At 60.4% G+C, this 12,174-nt stretch carries 12 protein-coding genes; 10 read left to right on the top strand and 2 right to left on the bottom strand.

The features are described 5' to 3' along the window. The first annotated feature begins 3 nt into the window (after positions 1 to 3). On the top strand, positions 4 to 330 hold the full coding sequence (locus ACMDB8_RS28055) for a DOPA 4,5-dioxygenase family protein (protein ID WP_223542691.1): 327 nt from the start codon (positions 4 to 6) through the stop codon (positions 328 to 330). Here the strand turns inward: ACMDB8_RS28055 and ACMDB8_RS28060 are convergent, their stop codons facing one another. Beyond that, complete coding sequence (locus tag ACMDB8_RS28060) at positions 331 to 732, bottom strand: GFA family protein (protein WP_056726748.1); 402 nt, start codon at positions 730 to 732, stop codon at positions 331 to 333. Between the two features lie 432 nt (positions 733 to 1,164). Here ACMDB8_RS28060 and ACMDB8_RS28065 point away from each other — a divergent pair, with 432 nt between their 5' ends. The 9 genes from ACMDB8_RS28065 (at position 1,165) to ACMDB8_RS28105 (ending at position 11,437) form a co-directional block, all read left to right on the top strand. Then, the gene (locus ACMDB8_RS28065) at positions 1,165 to 2,472 is read left to right on the top strand and encodes a CitMHS family transporter (RefSeq protein WP_056726747.1); all 1,308 of its coding nucleotides are present in this window, start codon (positions 1,165 to 1,167) and stop codon (positions 2,470 to 2,472) included. Between the two features lie 85 nt (positions 2,473 to 2,557). Continuing rightward, the gene (locus ACMDB8_RS28070; RefSeq protein ID WP_056726746.1) at positions 2,558 to 3,325 is read left to right on the top strand and encodes a TerC family protein; all 768 of its coding nucleotides are present in this window, start codon (positions 2,558 to 2,560) and stop codon (positions 3,323 to 3,325) included. Between the two features lie 288 nt (positions 3,326 to 3,613). After that, entirely contained in the window at positions 3,614 to 5,272 is a 1,659-nt protein-coding gene (locus ACMDB8_RS28075; protein WP_056726745.1) for a Na/Pi cotransporter family protein, read from the top strand. Positions 5,273 to 5,328: 56 nt separating this feature from the next. Further along, positions 5,329 to 6,705 (top strand): M16 family metallopeptidase, encoded by a 1,377-nt coding sequence (locus ACMDB8_RS28080; RefSeq protein WP_056726744.1) that lies wholly within the window; start codon positions 5,329 to 5,331, stop codon positions 6,703 to 6,705. A gap of 140 nt (positions 6,706 to 6,845) precedes the next feature. Continuing rightward, positions 6,846 to 7,874 (top strand): DUF5924 family protein, encoded by a 1,029-nt coding sequence (locus ACMDB8_RS28085; protein WP_056726743.1) that lies wholly within the window; start codon positions 6,846 to 6,848, stop codon positions 7,872 to 7,874. Positions 7,875 to 7,928: 54 nt separating this feature from the next. Beyond that, a complete protein-coding gene (locus tag ACMDB8_RS28090; protein ID WP_056726742.1) occupies positions 7,929 to 9,077 on the top strand; it encodes an ABC transporter permease in 1,149 nt (382 codons plus the stop codon). Beyond that, positions 9,074 to 9,877, top strand: a complete 804-nt coding sequence (locus ACMDB8_RS28095; RefSeq protein WP_223542692.1) for an ABC transporter ATP-binding protein — start codon at positions 9,074 to 9,076, stop codon at positions 9,875 to 9,877. Before ACMDB8_RS28090 ends, ACMDB8_RS28095 begins: the two co-directional genes overlap by 4 nt. 1 nt (position 9,878) lies before the next feature. Then, the gene (locus ACMDB8_RS28100; protein ID WP_056726740.1) at positions 9,879 to 10,817 is read left to right on the top strand and encodes an MlaD family protein; all 939 of its coding nucleotides are present in this window, start codon (positions 9,879 to 9,881) and stop codon (positions 10,815 to 10,817) included. Beyond that, complete coding sequence (locus ACMDB8_RS28105; protein WP_223542693.1) at positions 10,814 to 11,437, top strand: ABC-type transport auxiliary lipoprotein family protein; 624 nt, start codon at positions 10,814 to 10,816, stop codon at positions 11,435 to 11,437. The genes ACMDB8_RS28100 and ACMDB8_RS28105 overlap by 4 nt, the downstream gene beginning before the upstream one ends. Positions 11,438 to 11,504: 67 nt before the next feature. Here the strand turns inward: ACMDB8_RS28105 and ACMDB8_RS28110 are convergent, their stop codons facing one another. Further along, positions 11,505 to 12,155 (bottom strand): HAD family hydrolase, encoded by a 651-nt coding sequence (locus ACMDB8_RS28110; protein ID WP_056726738.1) that lies wholly within the window; start codon positions 12,153 to 12,155, stop codon positions 11,505 to 11,507. Between the last annotated feature and the right edge of the window lie 19 nt (positions 12,156 to 12,174).

The raw sequence follows: 12,174 nt of genomic DNA on the forward strand, positions 1-12,174 counted from the left end.
CAGATGCAGCAGATCAGGGGTTACCACGCCCACGTTTATTTCGATGCCAGCACAATCGGGCAGGCGCGGGCCTTGTGTGAGCAGGCGGCGCAATTGTTTCCACTGAAAATGGGCCGCGTGCATGAGCGCCTGGTCGGTCCGCACCCGGACTGGAGCTGCCAGTTGGCGTTCGAGCCGCAGGTGCTGGGTGACGTGCTGCCGTGGCTGGCGCTCAACCGCAAGGGGCTGGTGGTGTTTCTGCACCCGGACACCGGCAACGATCTGCTCGACCACACCGAGCACGCGATCTGGATGGGCGCTATTCGGCCGTTGGACCTGACGGTTTTTTGATCAGAGTGTTTCTCCGGCCTCACCGGGCAGGTGTTCGTCCAGATGCAGCCACGGCAAGCGGCTGTCGGTCCAGATGTGCCGCTCGGCCGGCGCTTGCTCTGGATGGTCGAGGGTGGCGATGGTCAGGTCGATGCTTTTCGGGCTCAGGTGCGTCACCAGCGCCAGCTGCGCCCCGCAGTGGCCGCAGAAATATCGCGCGCAGGTGGATGAAGAATCATAGCGCGACGGCGTCCCGGCCAGCCATTGAAAGGCCGATACCGGCACGGTGATCCAGGTGGTCACGATGCCGCCGCTAACCCGTCGGCAAATCGAACAATGGCAGTGGGCGATATCGTGCAGCGGCCCGCTGAATTGATAGCGCAGTTGCCCGCAATGGCAGCCCCCGGTGTGAATTCTGTTCATGGCATTCCTCCTGATGCGTAGTTACCGACGTCTTCGTCGGATCGCCGCCCGGAGCAAGCCCGCTCCCACATTGGTTTTGTGTACGACTCAGATCCAGTGTGGGAGCGGGCTTGCTCGCGAAGGCCGTAACTCGGTTCACCTCCCCGCCCCAATCCGACGATCGGTTGCACATCCGGTCCTTGCTTTCATTGGCGAAAGCTGGCTGAAAGCTTCCCCGATTAGGATCGCCCCCACTACCGGCAACAGACCGGTTGGCCAATGCCAGCGTTTTATCGCTCGCACAGCCCATTTAACAACAACAATGGTGATTCTGATGTCCTCTTCTATCCGCCGCTTCGCTGCTACTCCGCCCGTACGTCTCGTGCTTCCCGTTCTGCGCTGATCCCGCCCGATCCGCCCATTCCCTAGCCGCGCTACGCCTGGAGTATTCCCATGCTGACTTTCCTTGGCTTCGCCATGGTCATCACGTTCATGTTCCTGATCATGACCAAGCGCCTGTCCGCGCTGATCGCCCTGATCATCATTCCAATCATCTTTGCCCTGTTCGGCGGTTTTTCGCCGAAGATCGGCCCGATGATGCTCGAGGGCATTACCAAGCTTGCGCCGACCGGCGTGATGCTGATGTTCGCTATCCTGTACTTCGCCCTGATGATTGACTCCGGCCTGTTCGACCCGGCTGTGCGCAAGATTCTCAAACTGGTCAAGGGCGACCCGCTGAAAGTTTCGGTCGGCACCGCCGTTCTGGCGCTCGTTGTCTCCCTCGATGGTGACGGCGCGACCACTTACATGATCTGCGTGGCCGCCATGCTGCCGCTCTACAGCCGTATCGGCATGAGCCCGCGGATCATGGCCGGCCTGATCATCCTCGCCGGTGGCGTGATGAACATGACCCCATGGGGCGGTCCGACCGCTCGCGCTGCCAGTGCGTTGCATGTGGACCCGTCCGACATCTTCGTACCGATGATTCCTGCGATGCTGGCTGGTGTAGTGGCGATCCTGGTCATTGCCTACTTCTACGGCAAGCGTGAGCGTGCACGCCTGGGTGAACTGCACCTGGTTGGCGATGAAATCGATCACAGCGAAATCAGCGTTTCGCAGTTCCCGGATGCCCGTCGTCCGAAGCTGATCTGGTTCAACGGCGCCCTGACCCTGGCCCTGATGGGCACCCTGATCGGTGGCTTGCTGCCGTTGCCGGTGCTGTTCATGGTGGCGTTCAGTATCGCCATGATCGTCAACTATCCTTGCCTGCAACAACAGAAGGATCGTGTCGCGGCCCACGCCGGTAGCGTGCTGGCGGTGGTCGGGTTGATCTTTGCGGCCGGTATCTTCACCGGTATCCTGACCGGCACCGGGATGGTCGACGCCATGTCGAAAAGCCTGTTGGCGGTGATTCCGGACTTCCTCGGCCCGTACCTGGCGGTGATCACGGCACTGGTAAGCATGCCGTTCACTTTCTTCATGTCGAACGATGCATTTTATTACGGCGTGTTACCGGTTCTTGCCGAAGCCGCCAGCCATTACGGTATAACCGCCGTGGAAATGGCACGTGCCTCGATCGTCGGTCAGCCCGTCCATCTGTTGAGCCCGCTGGTTCCATCGACCTACCTGTTGGTGGCCCTGGCAGGCATCGATTTCGGTGACCACCAGCGCTTCACCCTGAAGTGGGCAGTGCTGGTTTGTATCTGCATACTGATTGCTGCACTGCTGTTGGGGACTTTCCCGGTGTTCAGCACTCTATAAGCCCAAGACTCACCACTTCGGGTCCAGGCTTCGCTGTTTGAAGCCCGGGCCCGTTGTGGTTTAACAATCGCTCAAAGGAATACACATGGAATGGCTGACCAACCCTGAAATCTGGGTTGCCTTCTTCACCCTGACCGCCCTGGAAATCGTCCTGGGTATCGATAACATCATCATGATTTCGATCCTGGTCAGCCGCATGCCCAAGCACATGCAGGCACGCACCCGGATTTTCGGTCTGGCGCTGGCCATGATCACGCGAATCCTGCTTCTGCTGTCGATCACCTGGGTCATGCGCCTCACGGCGGACCTGTTCGTCGTATTCGGCCAGGGTATTTCCGGACGCGACCTGATCCTGTTCTTCGGTGGTCTGTTCCTGCTGTGGAAAAGCTCGCAAGAGATGTACCACGCGCTGGAAGGTGAAGATGAAAGCAACGACGAACCTTCGGGCAAGGGCGGAAACTTCCTCTACACCATCATCCAGATCGCGATCATCGACATCGTGTTCTCCCTGGACTCGGTGATCACCGCCGTTGGCATGGTCTCCCACGTACCGGTCATGGTCGCGGCAATCATCGTGGCGGTACTGGTGATGATGTGGGCATCCGGCACCATCAGTGAGTTTATCGACAAGCATCCATCGCTGAAGATGCTGGCGCTGTCGTTCCTGTTGATCGTCGGTACGGTGCTGATTGCCGAATCCCTGGACGTGCACGTGCCAAAAGGCTACGTCTACTTCGCCATGGCGTTCTCGCTGGCGGTGGAAGCGATCAACATCAGGATGCGCACTGCCATCGCGAAAAAGAAGAAACAGCAGGATCCGGTAAAGCTGCGCAAAGATATTCCGGGCCAGTAACCCGGTAGTACGCAACACCCTGTGGGAGCGAGCCTGCTCGCGATGGCGGTCTGTCAGTCAACATCAACGTTGGAGCTGATGGCCTCATCGCGAGCAGGCTCGCTCCCACTTTGTTTTTTGGCGGGTTGCATGAACGGGATTTCATGACAGTTTTGTTTCAATCCCTTCTTTGGCTATGCGATGCTGGCGCGCAGACCGTTAGCCAACTACAGCTTAAGTACAGAACGTAGAACGTTGCGCGGTACCGTCAACTTGCTCCTTTGGGGCGCTACACCACAGGGGGTCATTATGCTCACCCTGCTCAATTTGCTTTCTGCCGTGGCCCTGCTGATCTGGGGCACGCACATCGTCCGAACCGGCATCCTGCGGGTCTACGGCACCAACTTGCGGCATGTCATCAGCCATAACATGTCCAACCGCTGGCTGGCTTTCCTCTCCGGAATCGCTGTGACGGCGATGGTTCAGAGCAGCAACGCCACCGCCATGCTGGTCACTTCCTTTGTCGGCCAGGGCCTGATGGCGCTTACGCCGGCGTTGGTCACCATGCTCGGTGCCGATGTCGGTACGGCCTTGATGGCGCGGGTGCTGACGTTCGATCTGTCGTGGTTGTCGCCCCTGCTGATTTTTACCGGGGTGATTTTCTTTCTGTCGCGCAAGCAGACCCGACTCGGGCAGATGGGCCGTGTCGCCATTGGCTTGGGGTTGATCATTCTGGCGTTGCAACTGATTGTCGAAGCCGCGCACCCGATTACCCATGCCAAAGGGGTGAAGGTGATTTTCGCTTCGCTCACCGGCGACCTCCTGCTCGACGCCCTGGTCGGCGCGCTGTTCGCGATGGTTTCCTATTCCAGCCTGGCCGCTGTGTTGCTTACCGCGACTCTGGCGGGCGCCAACGTGATCAGCTTGCCGGTGGCCATCGGGCTAGTGATCGGTGCCAATATCGGCAGTGGTGTACTCGCTTTCCTCAGCACCAGCATGCAGAACGCCGCCGGGCGCCAAGTGGCGCTGGGCAGCCTGCTGTACAAACTGATTGGTCTTTTATTGATCATTCCGGTGCTCGATCCGCTGGTGCACTGGCTCGATGGCCTGGATTTCAGCCCTCAGGAAATGGTCATCGGCTTTCACCTGCTCTACAACATCGCGCGTTGCCTGATCCTGCTGCCAAGCGTTGGGCCGATGGCCAGGTTTTGTGCCTGGGTGCTGCCGGAGCGCCCGCTGGCCAACGGTACGGCCAAGCCCCGGCATCTTGACCCGACGGCGTTGGTCACCCCTGGCTTGGCGCTGGCCAATGCGGCCCGGGAAACCCTGCGCATGGGCGACCTGATCGACAACATGCTTGAAGCCATGCTGGATGTTTTGCACGGCAAGCAAACCGCCGTCACCCAGGAAATGCGCCGCCTGACCGACGATGTCGAAGCGCTCTACAGCGCGATCAAGTTGTACCTGGCGCAAATGCCCCGGGAAGATCTCAGCGATCAGGACAGCCGGCGCTGGGCGGAAATCATCGAACTGGCGATCAACCTGAAACTGGCCAGCGACTTGATCGAACGCATGCTGCGCAAGGTCCAGCAGCAGAAAACCTCGCAGCGCCGGTCGTTTTCCGAAGTCGGGCTGGACGAATTGACCGGGCTGCAAACTCAGTTGATCTCCAACCTGCGGCTCGGGATGTCGGTGTTTCTCAGTGGCGACCCGGAAAGTGCCCGCCAGTTGGTGCGTGAAAAACGTCGTTTCCGCGCACAGGAACGGCGCCTGGCCCACGCTCATGTCAGCCGCTTGCAACGAAAAATCGTGCAAAGTATCGAAACCAGTTCGTTGCACCTGGAACTGATCGCCGACATGAAACGTCTGAATTCGCTGTTTTGCAGCAGTGCCTACGTGGTGCTGGAAACATCGGAGACAGGTGCGCTGGTGGTCGACGATTTGAGCGACATCACTCATTCACCCTGAACGTCCGCAGTTGCCTGAAGTCTGTTGAACTTACGCCAGCCGTACGGAAGCTCGTTATGCGTTGTCTGTTGTTCGCTTGCCTGTTACTTGGCTCATTCCCGTCATTCGCTCTGGATCGCTTCCAGGTCGAGGGCTACACCCTGCGCAACGGTTTGCAGTTGCTGCTCAAACCCGGCACTGATCGCGGGCATGTGGCGATCCGGCTGGTGGTCGGCGTTGGCCTGGACGATTTCAAGTGTGAAGAAAAGGAGCTGCCGCATCTGCTGGAACACCTGTTGTTCAGCGGAATCGACGCCAGCGGCGAAGGCGGCCTGGAAGAAAGCATGCAGGCCCTGGGCGGTGAGTGGAACGCGTTCACCAGCAATGCCGATACGACCTTCGTCATCGAAGCCCCGGCGAAAAACCAGCGCAAGGTGCTTGACCTGTTGCTGGCGCTGCTGACCCAGACCCGCTTCGACGACAACGCCATCAACGCGGCCAAGCAAGTGGTCGAGCGTGAAGACGGCGGCCACTACTCGCACCTGCAACGCTGGCTCGATCGACAGGACCTCGGTCACACGGCCAGCAAACAACTGGCCGTGGAGCTGGGCCTCAAGTGCCCGGAGCGTGCGCAAGTCAATGACCTGACCCGTGAACAGCTGGAGCAGGTGCGCAAGGACTGGTATGCGCCGAACAACATGACCCTGATCGTGGTCGGCGACCTCGACAAGTTGCTGCCGGCCTATCTGGAGCGGGCGTATGGCGCGCTGGAAGCGATCACCCCTGGCGAGCATCCGCCGCTGCCGCAAATCCAGGCCAGCGCCGCCCATGAACGCACCTTGACCCACGGTCTGGTCGGCAACGGCGCCAAGTTACACTGGCTGGTGCCGGAGCCGGTACTGGAGGATGGGCACGATGAAACCTTCGATTTGCTCAAGGACTATCTGGATTGGGCGCTCTATCGCCAGTTGCGCCTGGCTCACGGTTTGTCCTACGGCCCGTGGGCGGAGCGCGAGGTGTTCGGCGGCGTGGGGTTCATGAGCCTCAATGCCGACCTTGAACGCGACGACGTGGCCGATGCCGAACAAGTACTTGAGGACCTGAAGGCCGGACTGCTCAAGGATGGCCTCAATGCCGATACCTTCAACCGCCTCAAGCAGGCCGCAATTGCCCGCCAGTCCTGGGCCGTGCAAGGCAACAGCGCGTTGGCCGACTACTACTGGAGCGCCATCGGCAACTACGAGGACGGTCGCTTCACCAACCCGACCCGGGAGCTGCAAGGGGTGACCCTGGAAGAAGCGAACAAGGCCGTGCGTGAGTTGCTCCTGCAACCGGGGTATTTGCGGATCGAGAAACCGTTGTTCAGTTATGACCAGTTGATGTGGCTGGCGGTCGGTGGGACGGGCTTGATCGTGTTGATGCTGGTGGGCTGGCGTTTGCATAGCAGGAAATAACCATTCCAGGTGACAACGGACTGAGAGGCCTTGCCGGTTCCCCCAGGTGCATGGTGTAACTGACCGTGAACCCTCGCCACAGAGCCGCACCAGCGGTACCCTGTCGAGGTTTTTTCCTACGACGACTGTGAAACCGCCGAATGCAAAACCTGACCTTTTTCGTACAGCGCATCCTCGAATTGATGAAGCGGTACCCTGGGGTCATTGCGCTCTGTGGTTTCATCTCGGGGGTGGGCAGTTTCATTCTGGTCGATCGCCAGCAAGGCCTGGCGAGCTGGATCACCACCATCATGCTGATCAGCTGGATCTGGCTGATGCTGGAAAACAGCCTGACCAAGCTGTTCAAGCGCATCTTCAAGCGAGAAATCCCGGAACCCTTGCTGCGTTACGCAACGCAGATGATCCATCAGGAAAGCCTGTTCTTTGTCCTGCCGTTCTTCTTCATCACTACGACGTGGAACAGTGGCCAGTTGTTTTTCACCGGGCTGCTCGGCGTCGCGGCGCTGATTTCGATCATCGACCCGCTCTACTACAAATGGCTGGCCCCACGGCGCTGGGCGTTTCTGGCCCTGCACACCCTGACCCTGTTCGCCGCGCTGCTCACCGCCTTGCCGGTGATCATGCACCTGACCACCGCGCAAAGTTTCAAATGGGCACTGGGTATCTCGGTGCTGCTGTCGTTCCCGAGCCTGGCGTCGATCTTCCCGATTCGTACCCTGCGCAATGCGTTGGCGATCTTGAGTATCACCCTGGGCATCGGCGCCGTTGGTTGGGAGCTGCGTTCGTGGGTGCCGCCAGCGACGCTGTGGATGACCGATGTGGCCATCAGCACGCAGATGCAAGACCGCACGCCGGGCGCCAGCCTCGACGAAGTCAGCGCCGAGCAGATTCGCAATGGCGGGCTCTACGCATACACCGCGATCAATGCCCCGCGTGGCCTGGACGAGCGGATTTATCACGTCTGGCAGTTCAACGGTAAAGAGGTCGACCGCATCCCCCTGGATATTCGTGGCGGGCGCAAGGAGGGTTACCGGGCCTGGACCCACAAGCAGAACTTCCCGGGCAACCCGGCCGGCAAATGGCAGGTTCGGGTGCTGACCGAAGATGGTCAGGTCATCGGCGTGCTGCGTTTCAAAGTCACGGACAGCACAGCGATCAAAGAAAAGTAATCCGGTTCGTGCTATTACGTAAATCTGCGTAATCACTGAACAAGCACGGAGCTTATGATCAGCAGCACGATGGCCGGCAACGCCCGATTGGACACGTCGATTACCCCTGCGCGGTTGCGGGTGACGGGCGACTGGACGCTTGCCCATTACGCTGACCTCAAGCTGTTGAGCGAAAAACTCCATGGCCAGTACGACGTCAACACCCCCATCGACCTCAATGGTCTAGGCGCCCTCGACACCGCTGGCGCCTCGCTGTTGGTCGAACTGCTCGGCTCCGAGCGCCTCGGCCGTTCCGCCGAACACCCTGATTGCACACTCTCTGCCGCCGATCGTGCATTGCTGCAAACCGTCTACTGCTCGTTGACCGATTTCTGCGTACCGATCAAGGAACCGGAAGTCAGCGTTTCCATTCAGTTGCTGACCCGTATTGGCCGCGCGGTGGATACCGTCTGGCAGGACACCCTGCAACTGCTGGGTTTCGTCGGCCTGATCATCGAAACCATCGCCCGTGGCCTGTTCCGTCCCAAGCGCTGGCGCGTCACGCCGATGATCGCCCACATCGAACAGACCGGTCTCGACGCCGCGCCCATCGTTGCTTTGCTGACTTTTCTGGTGGGCGCCGTGGTGGCGTTTCTCGGCTCGACGGTGCTGGCCACTTTCGGCGCCACCGTCTTCACCGTGGATCTGGTGGGGTTTGCTTTCCTGCGCGAATTCGGTGTGTTGCTGACTGCAATCCTGATGGCCGGGCGCACCGCCAGTGCGTTCACGGCGCAAATCGGGTCGATGAAGGCCAACGAGGAAATCGATGCCATCCGCACCCTGGGCCTCGACCCCGTGGAGTTGCTGGTGGTGCCGCGGGTCCTGGCGTTGCTGATCGCCCTGCCGATGCTGACCTTCCTGGCGATGCTGTCGGGGATTATCGGCGGTGCCGTGGTCTGCGCGGTGGCGCTGGATATTTCGCCGGCGATGTTCCTGTCGCTGCTGCAAACGGACATCGGCGTTCAGCACTTTCTGGTGGGGATCGTCAAAGCGCCGGTGTTCGCCTTCCTCATCGCCGCCATCGGTTGCCTGGAAGGCTTCAAGGTCAGTGGCAGCGCTGAGTCTGTGGGCGCGCACACTACGTCGAGTGTGGTGCAGTCGATTTTCGTAGTGATCGTGATGGATGCGATTGCCGCGATGTTTTTCATGGAGATGGGTTGGTGAGTCGTATCCCCCGAGCGCCCTCCGAGGCGGTGATTGAAGTCCGTGGACTGTGCAACCGCTTTGGCCGCCAGAGCGTGCACGAAAACCTCGACCTGGACTTGTACAAGGGCGAGATCCTCGCCGTGGTCGGGGGCTCCGGCAGCGGCAAATCGGTGCTGCTGCGCAGCATTGTCGGGTTGCGCCAGCCCAGCGAAGGCGTGGTGAAAGTCTTCGGGAAAAACCTGCCGACCTTGTCCGAACACGAGCGTTCGCTGGTGGAGCGGCGATTCGGCGTGCTGTTCCAGAAAGGCGCGTTGTTCTCTTCGCTGACCGTGACCGAGAACGTCGCCCTGCCGCTGATCGAACACGCCGGCTTGAGCCGCAACGACGCCGAGCACCTGGCGGCGGTGAAAATGGCCCTGGCCGGGTTGCCGCTGTCGGCGGCGGAGAAATACCCGTCGTCGCTGTCCGGCGGCATGATCAAGCGCGCCGCCCTGGCCCGGGCATTGGCGCTGGACCCGGACATCCTGTTTCTCGACGAACCCACCGCCGGTCTCGACCCGATCGGCGCTGCCGCGTTCGACCAATTGATCCTGACCCTGCGCGATGCCCTGGGCCTGAGTGTCTTTCTGGTGACCCACGACCTCGACACGCTCTACACCATCACCGACCGGGTGGCGGTGCTGGCGCAGAAAAAAGTGCTGGTGGCGGATGCCATCGACAAGGTCTCGGAAACCGACGATGCGTGGATTCACGAATACTTCCATGGCCCTCGCGGCCGCGCGGCATTGACGGCCGCCCAACAGCTCAATGAGGTCTGACATGGAAACCCGAGCCCATCATGTATTGATCGGCCTGTTCACCGTTATTGTGGTGACGGCCGCGCTGCTGTTCGGCCTGTGGCTGGCCAAGTCCAGTGTCGACACCGAGTTCAAGGACTACGAAGTCGTGTTCAACGAGGCGGTCAGCGGTTTGTCCAAGGGCAGCTCGGTGCAGTACAGCGGGATCAAGGTCGGCGATGTGATCTCGCTGCGCCTGGACCCGAAAGACCCGCGCCGGGTGCTGGCGCGAATTCGCCTGGCCGGCGATACCCCGGTCAAGGAAGACACCAATGCCAAGTTGGCCCTGACCGGCGTCACCGGGACTTCGATCATCCAGCTCAGCGGCGGCACGCCACAGAGCCCGACACTCAAGGGCAAGAATGGCAACCTGCCGACCATCGTCGCCTCGCCCTCGCCCATCGCCCGCCTGCTCAATGACAGCGAAGACCTGATGGCCGGGGTGACCACGCTGATGCATAACGCCAACCTGATGTTCTCCACGGAAAACATCGAGCGCATCAGCAATACCCTGGAGCACCTGGAGCAAACCACCGGGGCCATTGCCGATCAGCGCGGCGATATTCGCCAGGCCATGCAGCAACTGGCGTCGGTGGGCAAGCAGGCCAACACCATGCTGGAGCAGACCACGGCGCTGATGCGCAATGCCAACGGGCTGCTCAACGAGCATGGCAAGGAGGCGCTGGGCAGCGCCGAGCAGGCGATGAAGTCGCTGCAGGAGAGCAGTGCCACCCTCAACAAACTGATCACCGCCAATCAGGATTCGCTCAACAGCGGCATGCAAGGCCTCAATGGCCTGGGCCCGGCCGTTCGCGAGATGCGCGAAACCCTGAGTTCGTTGCGCACCATTACCACACGCCTGGAAGCCAACCCCAGCGGTTACCTGCTGGGCAGTGACAAGACCAAGGAATTCACACCATGAAGCTGATTCGGATTGCCCTCGTCGCTGGCTTCACGCTGATCAGTTCGTGCTCGATCCTGCCCAAGCCCGAGCCCTTCGAGGTCTATCGATTGCCATCGGCCCAGAGTGCATCGGCCAGCCATGGCACGCCGCAGCGCTGGTCGCTGCGCCTGAGCAAATTCCAGTCCAGCGAAGCGTTGAACAGTCCGAACATTGCCGTGATTCCCCAGGGTGATGTGATCAGCCACTACAAGGGTTCACGCTGGAGCGACCCGGCGCCGGTGCTGGTGCGCAATCGTCTGCTGGAAGGTTTCCAGTATGACGGACGGGTGCCATTGTTGAGCACCGATGACAGCATTTTCCAGACCGATCTTGAATTGGGCGGCAGCCTGCAGGCGTTCCAGACTGAATACCAGGGCACGAATGCCAGCGCGGTCGTGCGTCTGGATGCATTGCTGGTGCGCAGTTATGACCAGCGCATCCTCGCTAGCCGCCGCTTTGAAGTGCGCCAGCCACTCAGCGATGTGCAGGTTCCGGCGGTGGTGGTCGGGTTCGGTCAGGCGAACGATCAGTTGACCACGCAGGTGGTGAACTGGGCGGTTGAGCAAGGGCAGAAGTTAGCGCCACCGCCGAGACCTTGAGGAAGAACACAGTCCCCCTGTGGGATCGCCGCACCGCCGCTCCCACAGTTAATTTGTGCCGGCCTTATCAGCGCTGCAAAAACGCCTGATGCAACTCAGCCAGCGTTTCAAAGTGATACGCCGGCGCTTCGGCGCTCAACTCTTCATGGCTGCCGAACCCGTAGCCCACCGCCGCCGCGTCCAGGCCATTGCTGCGCGCGCCGATCAGGTCGTGCTTGCGGTCGCCGATCATCAGGGTGTTGGCCGGGTCCAGGCTTTCTTCGGCCATCAAGTGAGCGAGCAACTCCACCTTGTTGGTCCGGGTGCCGTCCAATTCACTGCCGTAAATCACCTTGAAGTGTTTGGCAAAGTCGAAATGCCGGGCGATTTCCCGGGCGAACACCCAGGGTTTCGAGGTAGCGATGTACAACTGACGCCCTTGTCCGCCCAGGGTTTCCAGCAGCGGCATGACGCCATCGAACACGCGGTTTTCGTAGAGACCGGTGACCTTGAAGCGTTCGCGGTAGAAATTCACCGCCTCCCACGCCTTCGGCTCGTCGAAGTCGTAGAACTGCATGAACGCCTGCAACAGCGGCGGGCCGATGAAGTGTTCGAGTTTCGCCAGGTCCGGCTCATCGATACCCAGTTTGCCCAGGGCGAACTGGATCGAACGGGTGATGCCTTCGCGCGGGTCCGTCAGGGTGCCATCGAGGTCGAACAAAACGGTTTGGTAATGCATGTCGAATCCTGAATAAGGG

This window comes from Pseudomonas monachiensis, from assembly GCF_047345015.1.
Lineage (GTDB): Bacteria > Pseudomonadota > Gammaproteobacteria > Pseudomonadales > Pseudomonadaceae > Aquipseudomonas > Aquipseudomonas monachiensis.

Bases quoted from the DNA above. Each gene is read 5' to 3' on its own strand.
- ACMDB8_RS28100 (WP_056726740.1), top strand. From the start codon at position 9,879: ATGGAAACCCGAGCCCATCATGTATTGATCGGCCTGTTCACCGTTATT.
- ACMDB8_RS28055 (WP_223542691.1), top strand. From the start codon at position 4: ATGCAGCAGATCAGGGGTTACCACGCCCACGTTTATTTCGATGCCAGC.
- ACMDB8_RS28065 (WP_056726747.1), top strand. From the start codon at position 1,165: ATGCTGACTTTCCTTGGCTTCGCCATGGTCATCACGTTCATGTTCCTG.
- ACMDB8_RS28075 (WP_056726745.1), top strand. From the start codon at position 3,614: ATGCTCACCCTGCTCAATTTGCTTTCTGCCGTGGCCCTGCTGATCTGG.
- ACMDB8_RS28060 (WP_056726748.1), bottom strand. From the start codon at position 732: ATGAACAGAATTCACACCGGGGGCTGCCATTGCGGGCAACTGCGCTAT.
- ACMDB8_RS28110 (WP_056726738.1), bottom strand. From the start codon at position 12,155: ATGCATTACCAAACCGTTTTGTTCGACCTCGATGGCACCCTGACGGAC.
- ACMDB8_RS28090 (WP_056726742.1), top strand. From the start codon at position 7,929: ATGATCAGCAGCACGATGGCCGGCAACGCCCGATTGGACACGTCGATT.
- ACMDB8_RS28105 (WP_223542693.1), top strand. From the start codon at position 10,814: ATGAAGCTGATTCGGATTGCCCTCGTCGCTGGCTTCACGCTGATCAGT.
- ACMDB8_RS28080 (WP_056726744.1), top strand. From the start codon at position 5,329: ATGCGTTGTCTGTTGTTCGCTTGCCTGTTACTTGGCTCATTCCCGTCA.
- ACMDB8_RS28085 (WP_056726743.1), top strand. From the start codon at position 6,846: ATGCAAAACCTGACCTTTTTCGTACAGCGCATCCTCGAATTGATGAAG.
- ACMDB8_RS28070 (WP_056726746.1), top strand. From the start codon at position 2,558: ATGGAATGGCTGACCAACCCTGAAATCTGGGTTGCCTTCTTCACCCTG.